22 protein-coding genes, 1 tRNA gene and 1 pseudogene are annotated in these 25635 nt (G+C 39.6%); 10 read left to right on the forward strand and 14 right to left on the reverse strand.

Features of this window, described 5'->3' with window-relative positions:
* Positions 1 to 158: 158 nt before the first annotated feature.
* From AAC155_RS08100 to vapB, 7 genes and pseudogenes are all read right to left on the reverse strand, one after another.
* Positions 159 to 1397, reverse strand: a complete 1239-nt coding sequence (locus tag AAC155_RS08100) for an ATP-grasp domain-containing protein (RefSeq protein WP_113041730.1) — start codon at positions 1395 to 1397, stop codon at positions 159 to 161.
* Between the two features lie 12 nt (positions 1398 to 1409).
* Positions 1410 to 2741: an MATE family efflux transporter gene (locus tag AAC155_RS08105; protein WP_112894686.1), complete on the reverse strand. Its 1332-nt coding sequence runs from the start codon at positions 2739 to 2741 to the stop codon at positions 1410 to 1412.
* Positions 2734 to 3801: a pyridoxal phosphate-dependent aminotransferase gene (locus tag AAC155_RS08110; RefSeq protein ID WP_158536516.1), complete on the reverse strand. Its 1068-nt coding sequence runs from the start codon at positions 3799 to 3801 to the stop codon at positions 2734 to 2736. Before AAC155_RS08110 ends, AAC155_RS08105 begins: the two co-directional genes overlap by 8 nt.
* Before the next feature lies 1 nt (position 3802).
* A complete protein-coding gene (locus AAC155_RS08115; RefSeq protein ID WP_112894688.1) occupies positions 3803 to 4177 on the reverse strand; it encodes a cupin domain-containing protein in 375 nt (124 codons plus the stop codon).
* A gap of 7 nt (positions 4178 to 4184) precedes the next feature.
* On the reverse strand, positions 4185 to 5168 hold the full coding sequence (locus AAC155_RS08120) for a class I SAM-dependent methyltransferase (protein ID WP_113041732.1): 984 nt from the start codon (positions 5166 to 5168) through the stop codon (positions 4185 to 4187).
* Between the two features lie 404 nt (positions 5169 to 5572).
* Complete coding sequence (locus AAC155_RS08125) at positions 5573 to 5779, reverse strand: hypothetical protein (RefSeq protein ID WP_275658241.1); 207 nt, start codon at positions 5777 to 5779, stop codon at positions 5573 to 5575.
* Positions 5772 to 6014 (reverse strand): annotated as a pseudogene (vapB, locus tag AAC155_RS08130) (type II toxin-antitoxin system VapB family antitoxin). Before vapB ends, AAC155_RS08125 begins: the two are co-directional and overlap by 8 nt.
* Before the next feature lie 490 nt (positions 6015 to 6504).
* Between vapB and AAC155_RS08135 the strand changes: the two are divergent.
* On the forward strand, positions 6505 to 7449 hold the full coding sequence (locus AAC155_RS08135) for a formamidase (RefSeq protein WP_315901999.1): 945 nt from the start codon (positions 6505 to 6507) through the stop codon (positions 7447 to 7449).
* Positions 7450 to 7577: 128 nt separating this feature from the next.
* Here AAC155_RS08135 and ybfF read toward each other — a convergent pair whose 3' ends face one another.
* Positions 7578 to 8369, reverse strand: coding sequence for an esterase (ybfF, locus tag AAC155_RS08140; protein WP_113041733.1), 792 nt, complete (start codon positions 8367 to 8369; stop codon positions 7578 to 7580).
* 461 nt (positions 8370 to 8830) lie between these two features.
* Between ybfF and AAC155_RS08145 the strand changes: the two genes are divergently transcribed.
* Positions 8831 to 10084 (forward strand): dicarboxylate/amino acid:cation symporter, encoded by a 1254-nt coding sequence (locus AAC155_RS08145; RefSeq protein ID WP_113041734.1) that lies wholly within the window; start codon positions 8831 to 8833, stop codon positions 10082 to 10084.
* 230 nt (positions 10085 to 10314) lie between these two features.
* Here AAC155_RS08145 and AAC155_RS08150 read toward each other — a convergent pair.
* Positions 10315 to 10389: transfer RNA gene (locus AAC155_RS08150), tRNA-Arg, on the reverse strand.
* Positions 10390 to 10578: 189 nt separating this feature from the next.
* Here AAC155_RS08150 and mlaA point away from each other — a divergent pair.
* A complete protein-coding gene (mlaA, locus tag AAC155_RS08155) occupies positions 10579 to 11331 on the forward strand; it encodes a phospholipid-binding lipoprotein MlaA (protein ID WP_113041735.1) in 753 nt (250 codons plus the stop codon).
* Positions 11332 to 11408: 77 nt separating this feature from the next.
* Here the strand turns inward: mlaA and fadL are convergent, their stop codons facing one another.
* Positions 11409 to 12737 carry a long-chain fatty acid transporter FadL gene (gene fadL / locus AAC155_RS08160; RefSeq protein WP_113041736.1) on the reverse strand — a complete coding sequence of 443 codons (1329 nt, stop codon included), beginning with the start codon at positions 12735 to 12737 and terminating at the stop codon, positions 11409 to 11411.
* 582 nt (positions 12738 to 13319) lie between these two features.
* Between fadL and fadI the strand changes: the two genes are divergently transcribed.
* The 3 genes from fadI to sixA all read left to right on the forward strand — a co-directional run bounded on the left by fadI (position 13320) and on the right by sixA (position 17553).
* Positions 13320 to 14630, forward strand: a complete 1311-nt coding sequence (gene fadI, locus AAC155_RS08165; protein ID WP_113041737.1) for an acetyl-CoA C-acyltransferase FadI — start codon at positions 13320 to 13322, stop codon at positions 14628 to 14630.
* Entirely contained in the window at positions 14630 to 16813 is a 2184-nt protein-coding gene (gene fadJ / locus AAC155_RS08170; protein ID WP_113041738.1) for a fatty acid oxidation complex subunit alpha FadJ, read from the forward strand. The genes fadI and fadJ overlap by 1 nt, the downstream gene beginning before the upstream one ends.
* Before the next feature lie 257 nt (positions 16814 to 17070).
* Positions 17071 to 17553 carry a phosphohistidine phosphatase SixA gene (gene sixA, locus AAC155_RS08175; RefSeq protein ID WP_112876303.1) on the forward strand — a complete coding sequence of 161 codons (483 nt, stop codon included), beginning with the start codon at positions 17071 to 17073 and terminating at the stop codon, positions 17551 to 17553.
* A 20-nt stretch (positions 17554 to 17573) separates the two neighbouring features.
* On the opposite strand, the gene smrB is transcribed toward sixA, so the two are convergent.
* Positions 17574 to 18107: an endonuclease SmrB gene (gene smrB / locus AAC155_RS08180; protein ID WP_112876302.1), complete on the reverse strand. Its 534-nt coding sequence runs from the start codon at positions 18105 to 18107 to the stop codon at positions 17574 to 17576.
* Between the two features lie 361 nt (positions 18108 to 18468).
* Here smrB and hutI point away from each other — a divergent pair, with 361 nt between their 5' ends.
* The 3 genes from hutI to hutC all read left to right on the forward strand — a co-directional run bounded on the left by hutI (position 18469) and on the right by hutC (position 21521).
* A complete protein-coding gene (gene hutI, locus AAC155_RS08185) occupies positions 18469 to 19710 on the forward strand; it encodes an imidazolonepropionase (protein WP_113041739.1) in 1242 nt (413 codons plus the stop codon).
* Between the two features lie 17 nt (positions 19711 to 19727).
* Complete coding sequence (gene hutG / locus AAC155_RS08190; RefSeq protein ID WP_113041740.1) at positions 19728 to 20684, forward strand: formimidoylglutamase; 957 nt, start codon at positions 19728 to 19730, stop codon at positions 20682 to 20684.
* Positions 20685 to 20789: 105 nt separating this feature from the next.
* Positions 20790 to 21521 (forward strand): histidine utilization repressor, encoded by a 732-nt coding sequence (hutC, locus tag AAC155_RS08195; RefSeq protein ID WP_191214802.1) that lies wholly within the window; start codon positions 20790 to 20792, stop codon positions 21519 to 21521.
* Here hutC and AAC155_RS08200 read toward each other — a convergent pair.
* Both AAC155_RS08200 and AAC155_RS08205 read right to left on the reverse strand, forming a co-directional pair.
* Entirely contained in the window at positions 21511 to 22167 is a 657-nt protein-coding gene (locus AAC155_RS08200) for an HAD family hydrolase (protein WP_113041741.1), read from the reverse strand. The genes hutC and AAC155_RS08200 overlap by 11 nt on opposite strands.
* A 113-nt stretch (positions 22168 to 22280) precedes the next feature.
* A complete protein-coding gene (locus tag AAC155_RS08205) occupies positions 22281 to 23555 on the reverse strand; it encodes an FAD-dependent oxidoreductase (RefSeq protein ID WP_158536517.1) in 1275 nt (424 codons plus the stop codon).
* A gap of 249 nt (positions 23556 to 23804) precedes the next feature.
* Between AAC155_RS08205 and AAC155_RS08210 the strand changes: the two genes are divergently transcribed.
* Complete coding sequence (locus AAC155_RS08210) at positions 23805 to 24404, forward strand: TetR/AcrR family transcriptional regulator (protein WP_158536518.1); 600 nt, start codon at positions 23805 to 23807, stop codon at positions 24402 to 24404.
* A 432-nt stretch (positions 24405 to 24836) separates the two neighbouring features.
* Here the strand turns inward: AAC155_RS08210 and AAC155_RS08215 are convergent, their stop codons facing one another.
* Positions 24837 to 25532: a transposase gene (locus tag AAC155_RS08215; RefSeq protein WP_113041789.1), complete on the reverse strand. Its 696-nt coding sequence runs from the start codon at positions 25530 to 25532 to the stop codon at positions 24837 to 24839.
* Positions 25533 to 25635 lie beyond the last annotated feature (103 nt).

Genomic DNA, 25635 nt, shown 5'->3' on the forward strand with positions numbered 1-25635 from the left:
CTGCCTATCCTAATAGGACTATTTTATTTGCCCTTCTTTGCCATAAAGAGCGAACTTGGGCAGTGCTCAGACAAAAGCATTAGCTTTTGACCGCACTTTACAATTATGCCTATTGGGATAGGCTCTTAGTTCCCTTCTTAAACAAACCTCAGGTCAACTTAATTAACTGTTTTAAAATTAATTTGGCTATAGAACCATTCCATAATCTCGGCGATGAGGTTTTTAACTTCATTCGAAGTTGATGAAGTTATAGTGATTTCAGCTATAACTTGGCGCTCGTCAGAAAAATAATCTCCATCCCTAGCAAAAGTTTTATAGCTTGTAACTTGAGGGAAAGGGCAAGATTCAGGAATATTATAAATATAAGAGTTGGTTAATTTATTTGGTATAATTATCCATCCGCAAATTGAGCTTGGCCTAATATTGATAGAGTCAAGCTGTTCATTTGACACATTACCAATGTAAGCATTAAATGCAATCTCTTGTGGGTTGATGCCAAATATATTTTCTATCGCAGTCATTACTGGCCCACCGCCTGCACGAGCAGCGATTTCGCATAATTTAAAACTTCCGTCAGAACATAGGAAAACTTCTGCATGAAAAGCAAAATTCACAGGTGAAGGAAGTGCCCCAATACATTTTCTTACATATTTTATTATTCTATCAAACAGTTTATCCTCAGGTAATAACAAACAACTTGAAATATAGTTTCCATCCTGAAAGTCCATGCAATTTGACACATATAATGAAGGCCAAATAAATCTTATCTGATTATTTAAGACAACTCCATCAACATGATACATTGGGCTATCAACAAATTCCTCGACTATCATATTAATTATCTCTTCGGAATTTTTCTTTAATCCAATATATAAAGAATTATGGAGATCATTGTCATTTTTCAGTATTGAAATGCCTCGTGCACGTTTAGAAGTTCGTGGTTTGAGTATGACGGGATAATCATGCTCCTCAATGAATTTGATAACATCTAGAGCATTTTTTATCAATGAAAACTTAGGGATGGAAACATTATTTCTTTCCAAAATCTTTTTCATCACACCTTTGTCTCTATATGCTTCTATTGCCTCGACACTTGCACCTGGCAGACCCCATTTATCTCTTATGTAAGCAGCGGGTAATAAGTCAAACTCTCTGACCCCTATAACGTAATCAAAGACCGTTTCTTTTCTCAACTTTTCTGCATGATAAAAAATAAGGTCATCATTATCTGGATGTAAACTTTCAATACCAACAACTTTCTTAAACGATGAAATCACTTCATTGCTCATTAGCCTTAATGATTCGATAGAGGTAATTAAATAGCAATTGTGATCTTTATACCATTCACTTACAGGGTTAGAATTAGAGGATTCAAAATCAATAATAAGAAAATTCATCTTATACACACCTTAGCAGTCAGCGGATTTAGGAAACTTAGCAGGAACCCAACTTTCTTTTAACCAAATAATCAGCATGAATATTGATTCAATTAAACGATACACGAGAAACGAAAACCATAGTATTTCAATGCCATGATTTTTGAAAAGACAAAGATAAATAGCTAACGGTATGAAAAAAAACCACTGCAATGGCACAGTAACCATTGTCAACTGCCGGTTGAAACCTGCTCCAAACATAGAGAATTTTAATATTTGAGCAAAAACCTCAGAAAAAACAAACAATACCGTTATTTTAAACAATCCTATATAATTATTTACTATAAAATTATCTTTTATGAATAAACCCATAATGTAATGTGGATTTATCAAAATGAAGAGTTGAATAGTGAATATTCCAAAGCCTAACTTTACTGCAATATTACCCCACGATTTAGCATCCTTATATTTATTTGCTCCAAGAGATCGACTCACATAAACCGCAGAAGCCATTCCCATTCCGATTAACGGTGTGATGCTTAGCAGCATAAGATTATTGAGAACTGTTATCACTGCCAAAGCGGAAGAATTCATTTGGCTAGCAATAATGAACATGACTGCAAACCCACCCGAAAAGAAGAGTTGCTGTATACCTGCATAGAAAGAAAGTTTTGATATCTCACCGATCTGTTCAAAAATTTTAGTAACTTTAAAAAAACGATATTTAGAATCTATAAAATATCCACTGAAATAAAACAAGCAGGCACCTATATAAAAAGCACAACATGTTCCCAATCCAGCACCTCTGATTCCATACCCTAAGGAAACGAGTGTAAAACCTATTAAGAAATTAAAAAAATAAGTAGAGAAGATTATTAATACACTCATTTTATTCTCACCGATCCCGCCATAGTAACCTCGAAAAGCCCTGACAATCCCTATAGCTGGAGCACCTAACACTAGAGCTTGAAGGTAAGTTATACAGTTAGAAGCTAAAACTTCATCATGAATAAACAGTGTTATGAATTTTGGGATAAAAAAACCTAAACCTATGATTGATATACCTAAAACTATAGCAACAAATATTGCACTATGAAGCGCATTAATACCTTGATTTATTTTTCCAGCACCAATGCTCTTACCAACTACAGTTTGAACGCTTATGGTTATACCAGTTACACAACTGGTCATTATCGAGAAAATAAATCCGCAAAGACCAACAGCGGCGATGGCATTCATGCCGATCTTACCTACAATGAACATATCAATAATGCTATTTAAGCTTTGTGAAAGCATAAGCAAAATAAAAGGGAAGGCAGTAATTAAAACTTGCTGATATGATTTGAAGTTAATTCTGCTATTCATTCACATCACCAGATTGGTTTTCTTCACAAGAAGTAATATCTAATAAAAATAAAAGGCAATCGACATCTTTTTTATTGCTTACTGACGCTCGTATCCAACCTGGGAGTCCAAAAAGACCACAATCACGAACCATAACTCCAAATTTTTCTGCCTTTATAAGAAAATCAGTATTTCCCATAGGGGGTTTAAAACATACAAAGTTAGTAGAGGATGGTATATATGTCACCTCAGACTTACTAAATGATAATTCAATAGTGGATATTAACTTTTTCACTGTTCTTACATTGATGGATAAAATATCACTGGCAAGAACTTCAGAAGCCATCCTTTGAGCGAAACGGTTTATTCTAAATGGCAAGGCGAGAGCAGTTAAGGAGACAGCATGAATTAAATCTTTAGGGCCTACCGCAAAACCCACCCGTAATCCAGCAAGGCCATATGCTTTGGAAAAAGTCCGCAACACAATAGCCCTTCCACCATTCGCTATATATTTTAGAATAGAGTTCTTATTTTCATCAGAAAATTGAATATAAGCCTCATCAATGATGGGGATAACTCTTTTATCATTCATTATCTCAATGAAATTGATAACTTCATCTACGCTTACTATACTTCCAGTCGGATTGTGAGGGTTGCATAAATAAGCAAGAATAACATCGCTAGCAATATTTTTCTGATAATTATCAATACTACACCTCATATCATTTAAAGGAACGTATATAACATTTCCCCCGACAATTTTTGCTGATGTCTCATAACCGGGAAATGTGGCCTCACTGGTCAATATAGTCTTTTTGTTTTTTAAAAAAGTTAAACTTAAGAGAAGAATTATTTCATCTATACCATTTCCTAAAACCACCATATCAGGTGAAACTCTACAGTGATAGGATATTTTGTTTTTTAGATCTGTATTTCCTGGATCTGGATGGATACTAATCTTTTTAAATTCATTTAAAAAAACATGATTAAGATTAAGTAAGTTATTGCTATCACTTTCGTTCAAATGTAGTCGATGAGATATATGGGTATCACTGGTGTTGAAATCCATATTTTTATTCATTTCAAACCTCCTTGGAACCATATAATATGCCAAAGCAGTAACATCCCTTACTAGCCTTTCTTGTAATGAATTGATGCTCTATTCCAGCTGGTACATGAATAACACTAGGAGAGGAGTATGTCTTTGTTTCTCCATTTATTGTTACATCAATGACAGCTTCGTTTGGCTCAGGAGAAATTAGGAAATATATTTCATCAACTTCATGTTTGTGTAATGCGGCGACAGGTTTATTCACTAACTCTGATATATCGCCGCCTGCAAGCTCGAAAGGTACACCCCCGAACATTTCTTTAGTTATAAAGAAGGGAACCTTGTTCTCATGACCTACGACAGATTTCATTACCGGTAGATTTTGTGCGCAATTATAAAAATCCATATAAGCCTCACTTCAGAGTGAAAAGGTAAGTGTTAGGAACATTCAAATATTGAATTTTTTCAATTTCAAAACCAGCTTTGGAGAAGAAATCTATGTACTCTTCTTTCTTGTAAATCCTTATATTCATAAAGTGATGCACGAATTCAAAACCATAAGTAAATATGGGAGTTTCTTTGGTGATTGTATTTTCATCTGACATAAAGGTATCTGCCAGGAGAAATCTTTTTGCTTTTGGGAAAGTCTTTTGTAATGTTCGAAGAACGTCCACAGGATCTTTGATGTTAAACAAATCATGCAGCATCATGAAGGAAATTACTGTATCAACAGTTTCGAATGTGGCTATTAATGAAGCATCATCGGTAGCTTCCATTACGTTCTGATTAACCACACAAATTCTGTCATCCATAGAATTATTTCTTATATTAATTTCAGCAGCTTCAATAGCTTTATGGCTTATATCAATACCTAAGCCCGTTACTTTGTTAAAAATCTTACAAATGTCGATTAAAGCTCCAGCTGCACCACAACCTAAATCTACTATTTTACTTATATTTAGTCTTTTTAATTCCTTAATTATTGTATTCCACATGTATTCACGATTTGCTTGCCGAGATCCTAACGCTACGTTAGCTCCATCAATCAGACTATATAATGAATTATTTTTCTCATCTTTGAGGTCTGTAAAGTTTCGCATGAAATTCCCATAGCCACCTATAGACCAAGTGAAAAATCCAACATTTTTCCTCATATCCATGCCTAATGGAGTCAGGCTAATTTTCCCTTCATCAGAATCAACAAAAAAACCAAATTTTGTTGAGAATGAAATAAGGGATTCAATTATTTTTATTTTTCGGTTGTCAAAATTTTTTTCTTTCAGAATAGACTTATCGAATGAAGAGTTGCTTCCGAATAATTCAAATATACCTTCTTTCTCAAGGTGGTAACATAGGTTGGAGCCAATATAACCATTAAATAAATTTGATGCCAACATGGTGATTTTCCTTATTCATTGCATATAATGTCAATTGAAAAAGCTAAAGCATTACACAACAACATGGTATGCCAATAACTAATCATATTGTTCTACAGATCTATATTGCAACAATTTGGAATGGGATAAATAAGAAAGAAATAAAAGCAGCGGATATTGCCTTTTATTTATTAAAAGATCATGATTCCTCTCACTATTTGCCCAATTCCATCTTGAATATTCATACATTATACGTATAGAAATGTAAAGTTTTTTATTGGTTAAATCATGTTGTGACATGTAATTTATTGATAATATTAAGTATTTTTGTGGTTATTATCATTGAGGTTGGCGGTTTTTCTTAACGAATTGGCAAACAGGGTTGATGATTTGTCCTTGATTTAGGGTTTTGTTATTAAATAGAGTTAATTATAAAGGGCGGATTCGACTAATAACTGCCAAATTTCTCTCAGGATTTCCACTTTTTTCAGCCCCAAAAAAATCAGTTCTGCCAACGTGATCGTAGAAATAGCCATGTGGTCTGTATTCTTATTGAATTTAGGCGGAATGGATTGAGGGCGCTTTTTTATCGCGAAAATCACTATATTAGTATCGAGCAGATACTTAATCATCGAAAGATTCTCTTTCACTTGTTACTTGATCAGGACGTTCAGGTAAAAATCGTCAGTTACAGATTGATCAGACAGGAAAAAACTATCCTATGTATTTTGTATGGGCGCAATAATTCGTTCCTTGCCTCTTGACCTAACAGTAACTTCTTTTACATTATCAGGGATAACGGAGATCTGCGGGTAACCTCACATTCTGAGTTCGGTTGCTCATAAAAACTTTACTTTGATATATCATGGCACACCTCTTTAATTATTGCTATATATCACGAATATATAGCATAAAATCAAATATAGACAAGGTTTATGGTGACTGATTGCTGATGGTTAACATGTTGTAAAGGCCAAACAGATCGTTTGGGATCTTTTTATAACTCCTCATATCGCTTAAACCGGATTGAGTTCCTTCAAAGTGTTCGACTATTTTGCAAAGTTATTCAGGACAAATTAACCCTACTATTAATAGCGGTACTCTTTACTACAAAGTTATTAATTTTCTTATTTAATGTTACAGATCGCATTTTTGTGAACAAAAGAGACGCTATTATGCATTAGTGAAATCGCTTAACGACGGGTAAAGATAACGTTCTATTTGTCTGTATAACGATGAAACTTGTCATTCAATTTTAATAACTACTATTCATTCAGAGGTCTTTATGGGCAGTACCGGAAGTGTCAGTGCGTGGGATGAAGCGTTATTAATTGCCGCTATTTAATATCCTGTTCCTATTATTAAGGGGCCTGAAGATATTCAGGTTCAAGTGCAGCAGATCTGTAAAACAATCGATTCAACTAAAGCCGGTTATCCTGACTTGGATTTTATTGTATTTCCTGAATATTCCGCTCAGGGATTAAATACCAAGATCTGGACTTATGATGAAATGTTATTATCGCTGGACGGTCCAGAAGTTGACTGTTTTCGTCGAGCTTGTATTCGCAACGATATCTGGGGTGTGTTTTCAGTAATGGAACATAATGAAGATCCGTCGCAGCCACCTTATAATACTGCGATAATTATTAACAGCAACGGTGAGATTGTATTGCATTACCGCAAGTTGCAGCCTTGGGTGCCGATTGAACCCTGGATGCCGGGTAATTTGGGCATGCCGGTTTGTGAGGGGCCTAAAGGTTCAAAGCTGGCGGTGTGTATTTGTCACGATGGTATGTTTCCAGAATTGGCGCGCGAAGCTGCCTATAAAGGCTGTAACGTTTTTATCCGTATTTCCGGTTATTCTACCCAAGTCAACGACCAATGGATCTGGACTAATCGCACTAATGCTTGGCAGAACTTAATGTATACCGTATCGGTTAATCTGGCAGGCTACGATGAGGTATTTTATTATTTCGGTGAAGGTACGATTTGTAATTATGACGGTAACATTATCCAGCAAGGGCAGCGTAATCCGTGGGAAATTGTCACTGCTGAGCTGTTCCCGCGTTTGGCGGATAAGGCTCGTGAGAACTGGGCGTTAGAGAACAGTATTTTTAATCTTGGTTGTCGAGGTTATGTTGGTAAACCTGGAGGAGAGAGAGCTAATTATTTGACTTGGGTGCGTGATTTAGCAAACGGTGAATATAAACTACCTTGGGATGAAAATATCCGTATTCGTGATGGCTGGAAATATTATCCAGAAGGTGTGAAATTGGGGCCATTACCGAAAATTGATAAGTAAGCTGAGAGACTGATATTGATGGGCTACCATGCAGTCATCAACGGTGGAGAGGGCGATGATCACTTGATAGCCGCGGCGATTTCGAAGTTCAGTGAGTTTGATACTTTTATCGCTAATTAACCGGTTTCCTACATTAATTCCGTATTGGTATTAAGAAAACGATGAATTGCCTTTAACACTGCGTCTGGTTTTTCTGCGTGAACCCAGTGATCGCAACCGGCGATAACCCAAGCTTTGGCTTGTGGAAATTGTCTGGTGATATCATTCCGGTACTCTTCCTGGACATAAGAGGAGAGGCTGCCACGAATAAACAGGGCAGGGCGAGGCCATGTAGGGATTTCTTGCCAGCCGATGATCTTTTCATACTGGTTAATTAATACCGGTAAATTGAATTTCCATTCCCCCTGATGGAATGATTTCAGTAAAAACTGAATGACACTTTCTTCCTGAATATTTTCTCGCATAATCTTAGCAGCGTCTTGACGGGATTTAACTCCGGCTTCTGTCACTTTGTTCAGTGCGGTAAAAATTTGGTCATGACGGCGAATCTGATAGGCAACGGGAGCTATATCAATAAGAATAATTTTTTCTATCCGCTCTGGTGCTAATGCGGTCATTGCCATCGCGATCTTACCGCCCATTGAATGACCAATAATAAGGGTGGACTGAATTTGCAGATGATCCAGCAGGGAAATAACATCTTGTGCCATATCGTGGTAATCCATGTTATTTGCCCGTGGAGATAGACCATGATTGCGTACATCGACTTGAATGACGGGATAGTATTGCTGCAAATCACGAGCCAAAACCCCAAGATTATTGAGATCACCGAATAACCCATGGATTAATACCACAGGGGTAGAAGAGAGCGGATTTTCCGGTATCTGCATATGGTAATTTAACGGGTTGTCTAATTTCATGATGAGAATTGTTTTCTTTCAGGTATTGATATCATGCTGTGTATATTGTTGCTTAAATTATAAAAAAGCAACCAGGCTGTACAATTATAGTTAATAATCTCTTATGATTACATCGTTCTCAAAATGTTCATGTATCAAAAACTTGTTAATTTTTTTTATGGTAATACTTAATGGATTGAAAAATAAACGTTATTCGAGTAAATAATATTTTTAAATGGAAAGTTTTAAATAACTTGTGAGATGATTATTGGTTCAATCATCTTAGTGAGGTTATTGATTGTGTGTTTATGTGATCTGTATCTTAAAAAATTGTGTGTTAATTTTAATTTTTTGTGAAAAAATAATGAAAATTTGCTTTATGTTTTATTAAATAAAGGTATAAAGTACATTTAACAAAAACTACATCGTTCTAATAAGAATAAATAGAATCTGATTTATACTATGGATTAAGGAATTAAGAAGTGAAGAAAAATTTACTAAAGAGTCTTTATTTTCAAGTTTTGCTCGCAATAACTATCGGTATACTTCTGGGGCATTTCTATCCAGAGCTTGGTACAGAAATGAAGCCATTAGGTGATGGATTTGTTAAATTAATCAAAATGGTTATTGCTCCTGTTATTTTCTGTACGGTTGTAACCGGCATTGCAGGTATGGAAAGTATGAAAGCTGTTGGTAAAACGGGTGCTATTGCACTGGTGTATTTTGAAATAGTTAGCACAATTGCTTTGATTATTGGGCTAATTGTTGTCAATGTTATGCAGCCTGGCGCTGGGATGAATATTGATCCCTCTACGTTAGATGTTAAAGCGGTATCCCTATATGCGGAGAAGGCTGCTGAACAAGGGATAATAGCATTTTTACTTGATGTTATTCCTGCCAGTGTCATTGGGGCGTTTGCCAGTGGTAATATTTTGCAGGTCTTATTATTTGCTGTGTTATTTGGTTTTGCACTTCATCGTTTAGGAGAGAAAGGGAAATCAATCTTTAATATTATTGATGGTTTTTCGCATGTTATTTTCGGTATTATCAATATGATAATGCGATTGGCTCCTTTAGGCGCTTTTGGTGCAATGGCATTTACCATCGGTAAATATGGTATTGGTACGTTGGTACAATTAGGACAATTAATAGTTTGCTTTTATATCACCTGTATTCTTTTTGTCATATTTGTTTTAGGGACAATTGCAAAAGCGACAGGATTTAGTATATTCCGGTTTATTAATTACATTAAAGAAGAGTTATTAATTGTATTGGGAACATCATCTTCTGAATCTGCATTGCCGCGTATGTTAGATAAAATGGAGAAAGTGGGATGCCAGAAATCTGTTGTTGGATTGGTGATACCGACGGGATATTCCTTTAATTTGGATGGTACCTCCATTTACCTGACAATGGCTGCGGTATTTATTGCTCAAGCAACAAATACTCATATGGATATTGTGCATCAAATAACGCTATTGGTTGTATTACTTTTATCTTCTAAAGGTGCTGCTGGCGTAACAGGTAGTGGGTTTATTGTATTAGCTGCGACAATTTCTGCTGTTGGGCATTTACCACTAGCAGGGCTGGCATTAATACTGGGAATAGATCGTTTCATGTCAGAAGCCAGAGCTTTAACGAATCTAATTGGTAATGGTGTTGCGACGATTGTGGTCGCGAAACGTTGTCGTCAGCTTGATGAAGGCAAATTACACGAAGTGCTAAATGCCAAATAAGTAACTTTTTATCTATTCGATGACCAATTAATAAAACAATGCCGGCCTTGTGTCGGCATGAATTCTAATCAATGAAGACCAGCAGCAATTCATACTATTCTCCCGCTGATATGCATACAGTGTGACTATTACCCCCGCGTTAGAGCTTATTCCAATTTAGTTCGATTTAGTATGATTGCTTGCTGTTATTGGGTTTTTAGTGAATTTGTTTAGGTGGGTTGAGTTAAGGATGGCGTCCCCTGCTGGAATCGAACCAGCAATTAGCCCTTAGGAGGGGCTTGTTATATCCATTTAACTAAGGGGACATAGCTTTATTATAACGGCTTTTCATTCATAATATAAGGCGCTATAAACTGTTTGCCTATTTAATGATCGCTTGAATTGAGTACCATTCAAGTTGGATTGTCAGTAATATTTACATTATTGATGATCATCGGCGAGTCGAGCAACAAACTGATTTGCCGGATCTAGAAGGTTATTATTTGGAGAGATGTATGAAGTATCGTTTGGGCGGAATCGCTCTTACAGCTGTATTACTCGTGGGATGTGCTAATTCATCTGATACTGTTGAACAGGGGCGTTCAGACCCATTGGAAGGTTTTAACCGTACAATGTTCAACTTTAATTATGATGTTCTTGACCCTTATGTTTTACGTCCAGTCGCGGTAGCGTGGCACGATTATGTGCCGATGCCTGCTCGAAATGGTTTGGGTAATTTTCTGAGTAATCTCGAAGAGCCGGCTAGTATGGTAAACAGTTTCTTGCGTGGTAACCCATATCAGGGGATGAAACATTTTAATCGTTTTTTCCTGAATACCATTTTGGGTATGGGGGGGCTGATTGATGTTGCAACGATGGCAAACCCTAAATTGGCAAAAGAAGAGCCAAAACGCTTTGGGAGTACTCTGGGCTATTATAAGGTGGGATATGGTCCTTATGTTGTATTACCGGGCTATGGCAGTTTCACCCTACGTGATGAAGGGGGAGATTGGGCGGATATGACTTATCCAATGCTAAGTTATCTGACTATTTGGATGTCAGCCGGCAAGTGGGCATTTGAAGGTATTGAAACCCGTGCTCGTTTACTGGATTCTGATGGCTTGTTGAAGAACTCATCAGATCCTTATTTGATGATGCGTGAGGCTTATTTCCAGAGCCATGATTTTATGGCAAGCGGTGGTAAGCTGGAAGCCACGAAAAATCCGAATGCGGAAGCATTACAGGATGATTTGGATAGTATTGATTGATAGTCGTTATTTGATTGTTAACTTTGTAGATAAAAAAGGATAGCCGTGGAGCTATCCTTTTTTAGGGCTGCATATTATTAGAATGCGTAGTTGAAGTTCACACCGTAAAGCCAAGCAGAACCTTTAGCTTCGAATTCATATGGTACGTTAGTTGGATCAGATTTGTTTTCAGATAATCTCTCTTTGACAGTGACTTTCTGACCATGCATATAAGAAACACCTACATCAACAGAAGCATCTTTGTTAAATGCGTAAGTTGCACCCGCGCTCAGCCAGAAACGATCTTGATCTGGAATAGAGATAGAACGGTTTTCTGCAGGGATCGGGCTGTCATCAAAGGCGATACCCGTGCGGAATGTCCAATTGTCATCGTGATAATAAGTTGTACCTAAAGCGATACGGTAGGCATCTTTGAAGCCTTCATGTTTACTAAACAGGACGGAGCCGTCTTTTTTGCTAGTCCCTTTCAGTTCGTCAAACTCACTCCACCCTGCATACGCCAGGCTATAGTGGATAGCCCATTTAGGTGCTACACGGTTATAACCAGAAACTTCCCAGATATCTGGCAGCTTGAGATCCAATTTACCGCCAATGGTTTGACCGCCGGTAGCAGGTAAATGCACTCCCGCTTTTTCCATCATTTTACCTACCTGAACAGGTACGTCATTCTTATAATCACCGTCTTTAAACTTAATTTTAACTTTAGAACGGTAAGTCAAGCTGTAACGGTTATTTTCATCCACTTCATACATGATGCCGGCGTTCCAGCCATAACCCCAATCTTTGCCTTCTAGGTTAGCAACTTCATCTGTTGGGTTTATGGCGCCTCGCAGTTTCTGCGACAGAATACCTGCATGACGGACAATTTTTGCATCCGCATAAACAGCGTTCAGCCCTAAACCAAAGCTAAAGTGATCATTCAGACGATAAGCACCGCTCAGATTGAAGTTCAACGTTGTCAGGTCAGTTTTACCGCCGATGGGGCCTGCTTCATAGTTATTGCTAAAATTGGTTGCCAGGCCGAAATTGGTGGTGACCGAAGTACCAACAAACCATTGATCATCGATTGGCATAATGAAATGTAGGTTAGGTATCCAAGCGGTAGGAGCAATATTTTTAGCGTTAGTACTTTTGCCCGTTATTGGGGATTTACCGGTAATGTCGACATCAGGGTTGATATAGACAGCACCAATGGAAAATGATGGGCGATCAAACAGCGTCATTGCTGCTGGGTTACGACTTCCTACCGTTGCGTTATCAGCAACAACGCCTTCCCCGGAAAAAGCACGGCCCAAAGCCGAAGTAGAAAATTCATTTAACTGGAAACCAGCAGCGCCAGCATTCGATGAAATTATTGCCACTGCAACCGCTAATGCTGAACGGGTGAACAGGTTTTTCTGGTTCATAACCAAAACCCTCTTGTTTATTATTTAACTATGCCACTTATCTTAGCAAGGAGCGCAGGATTGTAGGGTCGGTTTGTCTCAATGACAAATCAGACCAGTTGTGAAGTATAGGTCTGATAACAGTTGGTGTTGCAAGGATGTTTTTAAAATATTACCAAGTTGATATCAAAAACGCGACTCAGTTAACAAAAAAATGATTTTTGATATTAATAAAAACGTTTAAAAATGATTTTTTAAGATCAAATTTCGGCAGATAAATATATTTTAAGAGGTAGAACGAGTTTTCCGGTAGTTAAGAGAGATAAGATATTAAAATTCATTATGAATATTTGAGTAATGAAATTATGACTGATGTAATAAGCCAATTTCGCACAAAAGCTTGCGAACATGTTCGAATAAGCATTGAAACCATTTAGCTATTAAATAAATTAAAGTTGCGCTTCCTCTCATTTTTGGTTTATTCAGGTTTGCTATTTATAAACATTACGCTAACAATGATCTGTCAGGTCAGACCTGTCCAGGTTGGTTGAAGAGTTTTTTCAGTAATTTGATTCAGTTAACGATAATCTTTCAGGAGCCGTTATGAGTCGTCCTTTAACACAAGTGACACATCAAGGTGATCGTATCGCCATTGTCAGTGGGCTACGCATTCCATTTGCTAAACAGGCAACATCGTATCACGACATACCGGCTGTGGATTTGGGTAAATTAGTCGTCAGCGAACTTGTGACAAGGAGTGGTTTACTCCCTGAAAAGATTGACCAACTGGTGTTTGGGCAAGTAGTGCAAATGCCTGAAGCGCCGAATATTGCCCGTGAAATCGTTCTCGGTACTGGGTTAAGTGTGAGTACTGATGCTTACAGTGTATCCCGTGCATGTGCCACTAGTTTCCAGGCGATTGCTAATGTGGCTGAAAGCATTATGGCTGGCACGGTGAATATCGGGATTGCTGGTGGAGCAGATTCCTCGTCTGTATTGCCGATTGGTGTGACTAAATCCTTGGCTCGTACTCTGGTTGAGATGAATAAGGCTAAAACGCTATCGCAACGTCTTAAGTTATTTAGCCGCCTTAAATTTCGTGATTTATTGCCTGTATCTCCGGCGGTAGCGGAATATTCGACAGGTCTGCGTATGGGAGATACCGCGGAACAGATGGCGAAGACTTACCGTATCAGTCGAGAAGATCAGGATGCATTAGCACATCGCTCCCATATTCTGGCAGCAAAAGCTTGGGAACAGGGATTGTTGGTTGATGAAGTCATGACAGCTCACTTCCCTCCATACCGTGAAGCATTGCTTGAAGATAATAATATTCGTAAAAATTCTGTATTGACCTCTTATGCGAAGCTGCGTCCGGCATTTGACCGTAAGTACGGCACGGTCACTGCTGCAAACAGTACACCGCTGACGGATGGTGCAGCGGCGGTCATATTGATGAGTGAATCAGTGGCTAAGGCGTTGGGAATAAAACCGCTTGGTTATCTGCGTAGCTATGCATTCTCAGCCATTGATGTCTGGCAAGATATGTTATTAGGGCCGTCATACGCCACGCCAATAGCGCTCGATCGTGCAGGTATTACACTGAAAGATCTAACTTTAATCGATATGCATGAAGCTTTTGCGGCTCAGACACTAGCAAACCTGAAAATGTTTGCCAGTGATGAATTTGCTCGTAATAAATTAGGGCGTGCTCAGGCAATTGGTGAAGTCGATATGGACAAATTTAATGTCTTAGGGGGTTCAATCGCTTATGGGCACCCATTTGCAGCAACAGGAGCTCGTATGGTGACGCAGGTATTGAATGAGTTGCGTCGTCGTGGCGGTGGCCTTGGGCTGACAACCGCTTGTGCTGCTGGCGGGTTGGGCACAGCTATGGTATTGGAGGTGGAATAATGACTCAGGCTCAGCATAATGCTGCACCCATCACTACGGGTACAAACCAAACTTCTTCTGTTTTCAGTTTTGATGTCAGGCCAGATAAGATCGGCATTATCACCATTAATGTACCGGGAGAAAAGGTAAATACGCTGAAAGCCGAGTTTGTTGATCAATTTCTGAATGTTTTCAAGCAAGCTCAGCAGTCTTCTGGTCTTAAAGGATTAATATTGATTTCCGGTAAGCCGGATACGTTTATTGCTGGTGCTGATATTTCTATGATTGCCGGATGTAAGACCAAAGAAGATGCGCGAGATTTGGCTGAAAAGGGTCAGAAACTATTTTCTCAGATAGCCAATTACCCCTTGCCTGTCGTAGCAGCAATTCATGGCGCTTGTTTGGGGGGCGGTTTGGAATTGGCGCTTGCATGTCATTGGCGTGTATGTTCACAGGATGATAAAACTCGTCTTGGATTACCGGAAGTTCAACTTGGGTTATTACCCGGCTCTGGTGGTACTCAGCGGTTGCCAAGGCTTATTGGTGTTAGTTCAGCGTTGGATATCATTCTGACAGGTAAACAGCTACGGGCGAAACAGGCATTACGGCTCGGATTGGTGGATGATGCTGTGCCGTTGGATATTCTGCTAGACATTGCTATCGAAAAAGTCAAAAAAGGTATTCCTGTGCGTAAGCCTTTGCCGTGGCAACAGCGGCTATTAGTTGGCCCCGTGGGAAGATACTTTTTGTTTAATATCGTTCGTAAAAAGACACTGGCGAAAACTCGTGGTCATTATCCTGCACCTGAACGAATTATTGAAGTTGTCAAAGAAGGTCTTGAAAAAGGCATGAGCCAGGGTTTACGGGCTGAGGCGGTGGCATTTGGTGAACTGGCAATGACACGGGAGTCTGCTGCTTTACGTAATCTGTTTTTTGCTGCAACTTCGTTGAAGAATGAAACGGGGTCATCAGAGAAGCCTGCGGAGATCAAGCGCGTTGGTATATTAGGTGGTGGTTTGATGGGCGGAGGCATTGCGAATGTAACAGCCACCCGTGGCAAACTACCGGTGCGGATTAAAGATATTAATGAAAAGGGCATTAGCCAGGTATTGAAATATACTTGGGATTTGTTGTCCAAGCGGGTGAAGCAAAAACGACTACGCCCGGCAGAGCGTGCTCAACAAATGATGCTAATTTCAGGAACAGTAGATTATCGTGGTTTCGCACAAACCGATATTGTTGTTGAAGCAGTGTTTGAGGATTTGCCACTAAAACAGCAAATGGTGGCAGAAATTGAAACAAATGCTAAACCAGAAACCATATTTGCATCTAATACATCTTCACTACCTATCCATCAGATTGCTGAAAAAGCCCAACGACCAGAGCAGGTTATTGGTCTGCATTATTTTAGTCCAGTGGATAAGATGCCGCTGGTGGAAGTTATTCCACATCAGGGGACCAGTGAGAAAACGATTGCTACAGCCGTTGCTTTGGTGAAGAAACAGGGTAAAACCGCTATCGTGGTAGGTGATAAAGCCGGGTTTTATGTAAACCGGATTCTTGTCCCTTATATTAGTGAAGCCGCGCATTGCCTGGTAGCAGGAGAACCTATCGACCATATCGATGGAGCACTGGTTAATTTTGGTTTTCCGGTAGGGCCGATTAATTTATTGGATGAAGTAGGTATTGATGTTGGCACCAAAATCATGCCGATTCTGGTAGAACAACTAGGTCCGCGTTTTGCTGCACCTGAGTCTCTCGATGCTGTACTGAAAGATGGTCGTAAGGGTAGGAAAAATGGCCGTGGTTTCTATTTATATGCCTCAAGGTCCAGAAAATTCTGGCAGTTTGGTAAGAAAGGCAAAAAAGTTGATAGCTCAGTTTATACCTTGCTAAATATAACACCTGAGTCGCACATGCTCTCGTCAGAAATTGCTCAACGTTGTGTGATGCTAATGCTTAATGAAGCTGTTCGTTGCTTGGATGAAGGCATTATCAGAAGTCCGCGTGATGGTGATATTGGGGCGGTATTTGGTATTGGTTTTCCGCCATTCTTTGGTGGTCCATTCCGTTATATTGATAGCCTTGGTTGTGCCAGAGTGGTGGAGATTCTGCGTAGGCTGGAAAGCCAGTATGGAGACAGATTTGTACCTTGTGAATGTTTAATAAAAATGGCTGAACAGAATAAAAGTTTTTATCCATAGTGGTGGCTTGTACTGTATTGATGAAAAGATGGATTCCGGCGCCGTGGGGCTCCGGAATTATATTAAGTGTTTTTGAATAAAAAAGATCTCTTTATAGGTTCAAACAATATCTATTGGGTTGTCGTTCAATCATTTTATTTGTTTTTGTTTTGAGTAGAATGCTTGTTCACCCTGTCTGAAATGTTTTTTGTAGAAACAATTTTTATTGTATAACTCAGAAGTAGGATAACTGCACTTACTCATTCATACGGTGGACTATGCAAATTTTTATTATGCGTCATGGTGACGCGGCTTTAGATGCAATTAGTGATGCTGCCCGGCAACTCACTCCTCGCGGTTGTGATGAATCGCAAAAAATGGCTTGTTGGTTAGCACAGCAAAAGCATCAGATTGATCTCGTATTGGTGAGTCCTTATATTCGCGCTGAACAAACGTTACAGATTGTTCGTAAATCCTTATCTTTGCCGGATGGTGAAGAGGTGTTGTTGGGATTAACGCCGTCAGGTGATGCGGCTACAGTGAGTAGTTATCTCCAGTTTCTTGCTGAACAAGGTCATAACGCTGTTTTAGTTGTCTCTCACTTACCATTAGTCAGCTACTTAGTTGCTGAGCTATGTCCGGCAGAAACACCACCGATGTTTGCAACTTCTGCAATGATATGCGTGGATTTAAACAGCCAGACTGGCAAAGGGACTCTTGCCTGGCAGGTCAGCCCGTCTCAATTGGTAGCAAAAGCCTAATAACTCAGCGGCGTATTGGCTCAAGGCTCATCAAGTTCGATAAGCATCAATAGTGCGGCGTTACCTCCCCATTCCTTTGGCGCTTGATGAAAGGCTATGATATCTGGGTGTTGGGCTAACCACAGCGGTGTTTGCTGTTTGAGAATGTGTTTTCCGTGGCCGTGCATGATACAAGCACAATAGACATGTTCACGACGGCAAGCAGCGATCAATGCTCCAATTTCCTGTTTGGCCTGCATTTGAGTTAATCCGTGTAAATCAAGAAACAGTTCTGGCGAATAGTCACCTCGACGTAATTTCTTCAATTCATAATGGTTTGTATCTTCCCTTACGTAACGCGTAGGGCCCTCGGTATCAAGGTTGGGCTGAAATTCATCAGAAAAATAGTAGCTGGCATCAATTTGCTCTTGCTGAATTCGTTCAGGGGCAATATAGCTGGTTTTTTTTCTTCTGGGAGAATGTAAGACGGTATCTTGGTTGATGCGTTTAGTGCCTGTTACCGATTGTTGAAATAAGTGAATCTCTTCCTCATTCAGGGAGTATTTATTTTTCATCATTGCTCAGTTGATTAAACCATTTTGTGACAAGTGTACTGCATCTTTTTAACTATTAAACCTGATTATGTTTAATAAAACCTGATTTTACCGAGTTTGTGGTTTAAAAATGCTGATAAGAAGGTATATCCAGATAGTTAATAAAATAATTTGACAATGACAGTTGGTTGGAAAATAAATGTATATATACCTTATGGATTTCAAGATGCATCGCGACGGCAAGGGAGTGAATCCCCGGGAGCATAGATAACTATGTGACCGGGGTGAGCGAGTGCAGCCAACAAAGAGGCAACTTGAAAGATGACGGGTATACAATTAAAAAACTGATTTATCAGATACAGACCAATACAGGATGCTGATCATGGTAATAGAACTGTGTGATACTGATATCATCTGGCGTAATGCAAGACTGGCAACAATGGATTCTGCTGTCAAGGCAGCTTACGGATTATTAAAAGAATATGATCTTGTGGTGCGTGATGACAAAATTTTAGCTATTTTGCCCACTGCAACATTACAGACGAGTCGTTGTCAGGTAATTGATGTCCAACAACGCTTAATTACCCCTGGTTTAATCGATTGTCACACCCATTTAGTGTTTGGTGGTAACCGAGCTTATGAGTGGGAACAGCGTTTAAATGGTATGTCCTATGCTGAACTCAGCGCTCAGGGAGGGGGGATTAATGCGACAGTTTCTGCGACTCGGGCCAGTTCTCATGAACAACTTGAGCGTTCTGCGCAACAACGCCTTGCTGCATTTATGGCCGAAGGTGTGACCACCATTGAGATTAAATCGGGTTATGGATTAAATCTGGAAAATGAAGAAAAGTTGCTACAGGTTGCGCAGCACTTGGCGCGACATAACCCGATCGAGATCAGTCCCACATTGCTTGCTGCTCATACTTGTCCACCTGAATATAAGCATAATCCCGATGCTTATATGGATCTGATTTGCGAAGATATCCTTCCACAACTTTGGCAAAAAGGGCTGTTTGAGGCAGTAGATATTTTTTGTGAGAGTGTAGGATTTAATCTGGCACAAACTGAGCGACTCTTTCAGGAAGCACAGCGTTGGAACATTCCAGTAAAAGGTCATGTGGAACAGTTATCTCATTTAGGCGGGAGTGAACTGGTCGCTCGCTATCATGGTCTTTCTGTGGATCATATTGAATATTTAGATCAAGCGGGAGTTGAGTCGCTCAGTCACAGTGGTACGGTAGCTGTTTTGCTTCCTGGTGCGTTCTACTTTTTGCAGGAAACACAGCGCCCTCCTATTGATTTATTGCGGCAATTTAATGTGCCGATAGCTGTATCTACCGATTTTAATCCTGGAACCAGCCCATTTGCTTCTTTGAGAATGACCATGAATATGGCATGTGTACAATTTGGATTGACTCCTGAAGAGGTATGGTTAGGTGTAACCCGACATGCGGCTCGGGCATTGGGCAGAGAACAGCGTCACGGACAGTTGCGTGCAGGAGCTTACGCCGATTTTGTTGTCTGGGATGCAGAAAACCCCGTTGATATTTTCTATGAGTTGGGTCATAACCCTTTGAATACCAGAGTGTTTCGTGGTGTTATGACTCATTCCAGCATTATGTAACAGATAAGGAGCGGTAAATGAATTTATGGCATGCTACTTCGCCGACTATTTGGCAAGGACGAAATGATTTGGCAGAAGCGGATAATGCACTACGGCTTTTTCAAACAGTTAAACTATCTCCGTATTTTACGCCGGAAGAATTTTCTCACTATATTGCTCTCTTAGGGTTTGAATGTGATGAAGGTGTAAAGCGCAATCAGGGGAGGCCTGGTGCCAATCAAGGCCCTGATTATTTGCGGCAGTCGTTGGCAAATATGGCTAGTCATAAAGGGCATGATAGATTGGTCGATTTGGGAAGCGTTCACGCTAATCCCAATCAATTGAGTGAAGCACAACAAGCCTTGTCTGATGCCGTTACCCAATGTCAACGTCAGAATGTACGTACCTTGGTATTGGGTGGTGGACATGAAACGGCTTTTGCTCATGGTGTTGGAATTTATGATGCTTTTCCACATCAACGTGTTGGTATTATTAACTTTGATGCTCATCTCGATTTACGGCGTTCGCCGCAGCCCACTTCTGGTACACCATTTCGTCAACTTGCTGAATATTGTCAGCAACATCAACGTCTATTTCACTATACTTGCATTGGCGCAAGTTTGGCGTCTAATACGCAGGCATTGGTGGATGAAGCAAATCGCTTGAACGCTACGATTATCTGGGATAATCAATGTCGTGAAACTATGCTGGACAAGGTGCAACAGCAGATACAAGATATACTCCAGCAAGTTGATTTGATTTACATGACGATCGATTTGGATGTATTACCTGCTTATCAGATGCCAGCAGTCTCTGCGCCAGCCGCATTGGGGTTGCCATTGGAGCGCCTTCTGCAATTAATTCAGCCAATTTGTCAGAGCGGTAAACTACAGGCGGCTGATTTGGTTGAGCTCAATCCACTATTTGATATACAAGGTATAGGTGGAAGAGCCGCAGCACGTCTTGCCTGGCAATTAGCACATTGGTGGTATTGATTATCTAAAATAACAGTACTATTGTGTTTTCTATTTTGGCAAAGATAGCTTGATAAAGTGAGTGTAATTAATCACTTAACATTTTTACAGCATAAGGAATTTATTGTGACGACGCACTTATCAGGATCATTTGCCAAACCTGTGCCTCTGTATGCCAAAGTGAAACAATCTATCATTGAAAAAATCTACACCGGTGAATGGAAATCAAATGATCGTGTTCCTTCTGAAGCTGAATTGGTTAAACAGTTTAACTGTAGCCGTATGACTGCTAACCGTGCACTGCGTGAGTTGACTGCTGAAGGGGTATTAGTACGGCTGCAAGGCGTGGGATCGTTTGTCGCTGAACCGAAGGGGCAATCCGCTCTGTTTGAAATTCACAGCATTGCTGATGAGATTTCAGCTCGTTCTCATCAGCATCGCTGTAAAATATTAAAATTATCCGAGCTGGATGCGGATGTGAAACAGGCCGCTGAATTGGACATTATTGTTGGTACGCCGATTTATCATTCGGTTATTGTCCATTATGAAAACGATGTTCCTGTTCAAATAGAAGATCGTTATGTCAATGCTCAATCGGTGCCTGATTATTTGCAACAGGATTTTACGAAACTTACGCCACACGATTATTTGTCAATGATTGCACCTCTAACGGAAGGTGAACACATTGTGGAAGCTATTGCTGGCGATCCTCGATCCTGCAAGTTGTTGCAAATTGAGTCAGGGGCTCCCTGTTTGTTAATTAGTCGCCGAACTTGGTCGACTCATTACACTGTTTCCAGTGCCAGGCTGTTATTTCCCGGTAATCGGTATAAATTGAAAGGACGTTTCAACTCATAGCTATATCCTCATAACTGATTTTTTTCCGTATGAGCTGATAGGGTTGCCATAGATCATTACCTTCATAATGGATTAATGCGATTTCACGTATTTTATCCGTTCCATTTATGGCAACCGTATTGGTAAGCGCATTAAATAAGGGGATGTCAGAGCCAGAATCACCATAGGCAACACATTTTTCCAAATTTAGCCCATGTTCCTGTACATATTTTTTCACTATCTGTAATTTACTTTCGGGTGTTAATATCTGTTCTGGATCAATCGATTCACGAAAAGGTAAAGCAGGAAAATTTGATGCAACAACGATATCAACCCCAAAATTTTTTAAATGTTGGGCAAAGAAGTCTGGTGATAGGGTAATGACCATAGATATTTCACCTTTGGTTCTGATATCGTCAAAAACCTCTTTTATTCCTCCAATCCACGGTGAGGCATGAAAAACTTTAGCAACGTCAGCGTACTGCAAGTTTGACCATAGACGTTGTAATTCAGCGGCAAATTTCTTGGTATCTATATCTCCTTGAGAAAATTGTTTTTCCAGCAGATGAAGCTCTGTCAGGCAATTCATTGTACGGGCAATTTCCAGACTTGCTGTGGTTCCTCTGAGAAGAGTGCCATCCATATCAAAAACATGTAATACTTTCATAATAAACCTAAGTAAATTTTTCGTTATAGGGGTAGGGTAGGTTTGTTCGTGATGGTAAACATATAGGGATTACCTATCTTAGTAATCCCCCGCTTATTCAGTTAGCTCACGAATTAGGCGGCTTCTACTGCCAAGGTCTTAAGAACCGCTGAGGCGGCATAGTGACCACTAATCATTGCAGCAACAATACCTCTGAAAATTCCACAAGCGTCACCTGCAATCCATACAGGATAAGGGGAAGTTTCCAGGCTTAAATCGCCGTCAAGACTGGGGTACCAACCGACACCTTCCAATGTAGGCCCGACGATATGCGTATTTTCGTGATCGATTTCGGGAAATTTTTTAATGATATTACGCAATCCTTGTAACATCTTATCGAATAGTTCTTCGCCGTAAATAGATGCAAGCTGTGTAATTATGTGAGCATTTCCTGCTAATATATCTTGTACTTTGATTCTAAAGTAAGAATCCTTTTGCTTCATGGCAGAAACAACATTGTTGAGTGTTCGGTCCGCGATATCTTCATCAAGAATACGTGTATTAAATCCAACATTAGATCGTCCTGTAGAAGGGCCGTCAGAATGACCGGAAACGGTCCATAAATCTTGAGTTTTTGTTAATACTGTTTCGCCATCCCGGCAAGCACAGAAAGTACGCCATTCAATAACGCCATCATCCGACCGAAACTTTAACTTCGGGTCGAGTTGCTTCATATTTTTAAAAAATGCCAAATCTTCTTGCTGTTCAATGCGGAACCCAACTTCTAACCGATTGAAAGATTGTTTTTTAACTAGACTGGCAATCTCTAATGGACCAAATCTTCCACTAGCTAAAATGATTCGTCGGCATTCAATTTGATAAGTATTGGCATTTTTGTCTCTTAAATTCATAATCAGAGCATCTTTTCTTTTGACGTATTTATAAGACAGGAATTTAGTTTGTGTGATGATATCTGCATCTGCCGTTTGCACCATATCTTCAACAAGATTAATTCTATCTTCAAGAGACATATAATTAGAGGGATAATCTTTTAATACCCATTCCCCGGAACCTACTGTAAAGTCTTTGGGATTTGTTGGGAATGGCGGTGTGTCCAGACCATATGTGTTTAGCGTGGTGCATGTCCATTCATAAGCTTGCCGTAATTCCAGTTCATTTGGTAACTCCCAAAGTGCACTGGCAGAAGGAAAAAATGAGAATTTTCCGTCAGAAAACAGCCCTGCACCACCGTGTCCTTCGGTTATCTCAACGAGATTATCTTTATCGCGTTCATGAATAGCTTTGCCATTATCGATTAGTACGACTCGTAAACCTTTTCCTTTCAATTTCTGTACCGCAGCTAAACCTGCTGGGCCAGCGCCAATAACAGCGACATCATATACAGACATTTCTCTCCTCCATTCTTTAGTCAGAATTAATGTTCCTGGGAACATTTTCTATGAGTTGAGCATTGAATTATTTGTTCGGTTTTACGGAGTACATCCCGTTTTTTGCTAGAAATAGCATTCTATTCCGATTACCCTTATCAAATACGAAACTTCTAGTATCGAAAATAGAGCATCTAAACTTGCTTTTCTGATATTATTTGTCAATACCAAATTATGGGTATCTTAATTTGTCAATGAATGGAGCGATTTATGAGTGAGAATGAGCGGCTATCCCCATTAAGACGTGGGCGTCCACGCGATAATGACACGACAAAAGCTGTGTTGAATGCTGCACTTGTTCTCGTTGAAAGTGGACGGATTGCAGATATTACTATTAACCATATTGCCTTGTATTCAGGCGTTGCGAAATCGACTATTTATCGTAGATGGCCGAATGTATCAGCAGTTTTAATGGATGCTTTCTTTGATGATATTGAACCTCTAATTATTTATGACAAACAGATGCCGGTGATAGAATCCATGCGGATTACCATTAAAAAGCTTATTGAAGTGTTGCAAAGTAAGCACGGGTTGCTGTTCAGGTATCTGTTGGGATCAGCACAGTACGATACTGAGGTGAGAGAGGTTTTTATTCAGCGCTGGCTTGAACCACGACGACAGTTAGGAAAGCAGATTATTTTACATGCTATCGAGCGAGGAGAGATTTCTTCTCATACTGATCGGGACTTATTGTTAGACTGCATTTTCGGTGCTATTTACTACAAATATATGGTTTCTTTTTCTCTCGTTACACCTGAATTTGTCGATAAGGTTATTGATTGTGCGTTTGGTGGTTTGGCTAGGGATTAAATGCTCATTTCGATAAGGAAGTATTTATTAGCGGTTACAGGTGTTCTGTCCAAAGAGTGATTTTTGCTAAGTCAAAATAACCTTTTTATTATTGATTACGGTTGTAAGATTAATCTGACGGGGTCAGCAATGCCAGCCCCGTTAACCATAATCAGGTTATATTGATATACCCGTTATCTTTCAAGTTGCCTCTTTGTTGACTGCACTCGCTCACCCCCGTCACATAGTTACCTATGCTGCCGGGGATTCACTCCCTTGCCGCCGCGATGCATCTTGAAATCCATAGGGTATATATATTCAAGCGCACATATTTGTCACCAACCTTATTCTTATAAATTTACTTTCTGAAATTATTATTATCTTTATTTATCTTACTATAATCATAGTCTTTTACAGCGTAATAATGAAATTGATGTCTATACCCAAGAAATTTTAAGATGCAGTTTTTAGCACCTGAAAATGGTCGTTAATTCTAGACATCAGCGAGTCCGCTATATCAGGTAACGTTGTGGTGAAAAATTTGAATACTTTGTCTCGAAATTCATGTTTATCAGCGAAATAACGGTTATTTCGAACATGTTCATTCATGACCTTCCATAATCGCTCTATCGGGTTTAAATTTGGGCTGTATGGAGGAAGGTAATGTAACTTAATATTGTTAACATAAGCCCAATCCTTCACAAGATGAGTTTTGTTGTAACCCGCCCCATCCACAATAAGATGAATTTTTTGATGATAGTTAGGATAAGACTTTCGGTGTAGCCATTTATTCATGCGTGGAATGCTAAAGGTAATATTCCAGAGCTGAGCAATATAGGCTACGATCTCATGTGTGTGATGGAAAAGATTTTGAGATAAGTGGTCGATTAAAAAATCAGTTTGCTTTCGAGAAAGTAAATTATCAGACCCCCCATTATCAGATTGAAGTTTCCCCTGATTGAGGTAATCACCGATATGGCGGTCAACGGTGGTCTGATGGAGTCGCAATGCCTGGGCTATCATCACAGAACTCCACCCTTCAGAAGCCAGAAGGATAGCTTTTATTCTGTCTCGTACTTGACCATCACGAGTTGTGTCGTGAAGACGCTCAAGTTTGATTTTTTGTTCTGATGTAATAAATATTTTCATAGCGAGAATAATGATCTCCATTTCGTATAAAACCAAGCATCTTCAATGATTGCTAGCATATATTGTATAACAAGCTTTTTAATTAGAGCAAGATCGCTAATGT

Origin of the sequence: Photorhabdus sp. HUG-39 (assembly GCF_963878365.1) — a bacterium.
Lineage (GTDB): Bacteria > Pseudomonadota > Gammaproteobacteria > Enterobacterales > Enterobacteriaceae > Photorhabdus > Photorhabdus kayaii.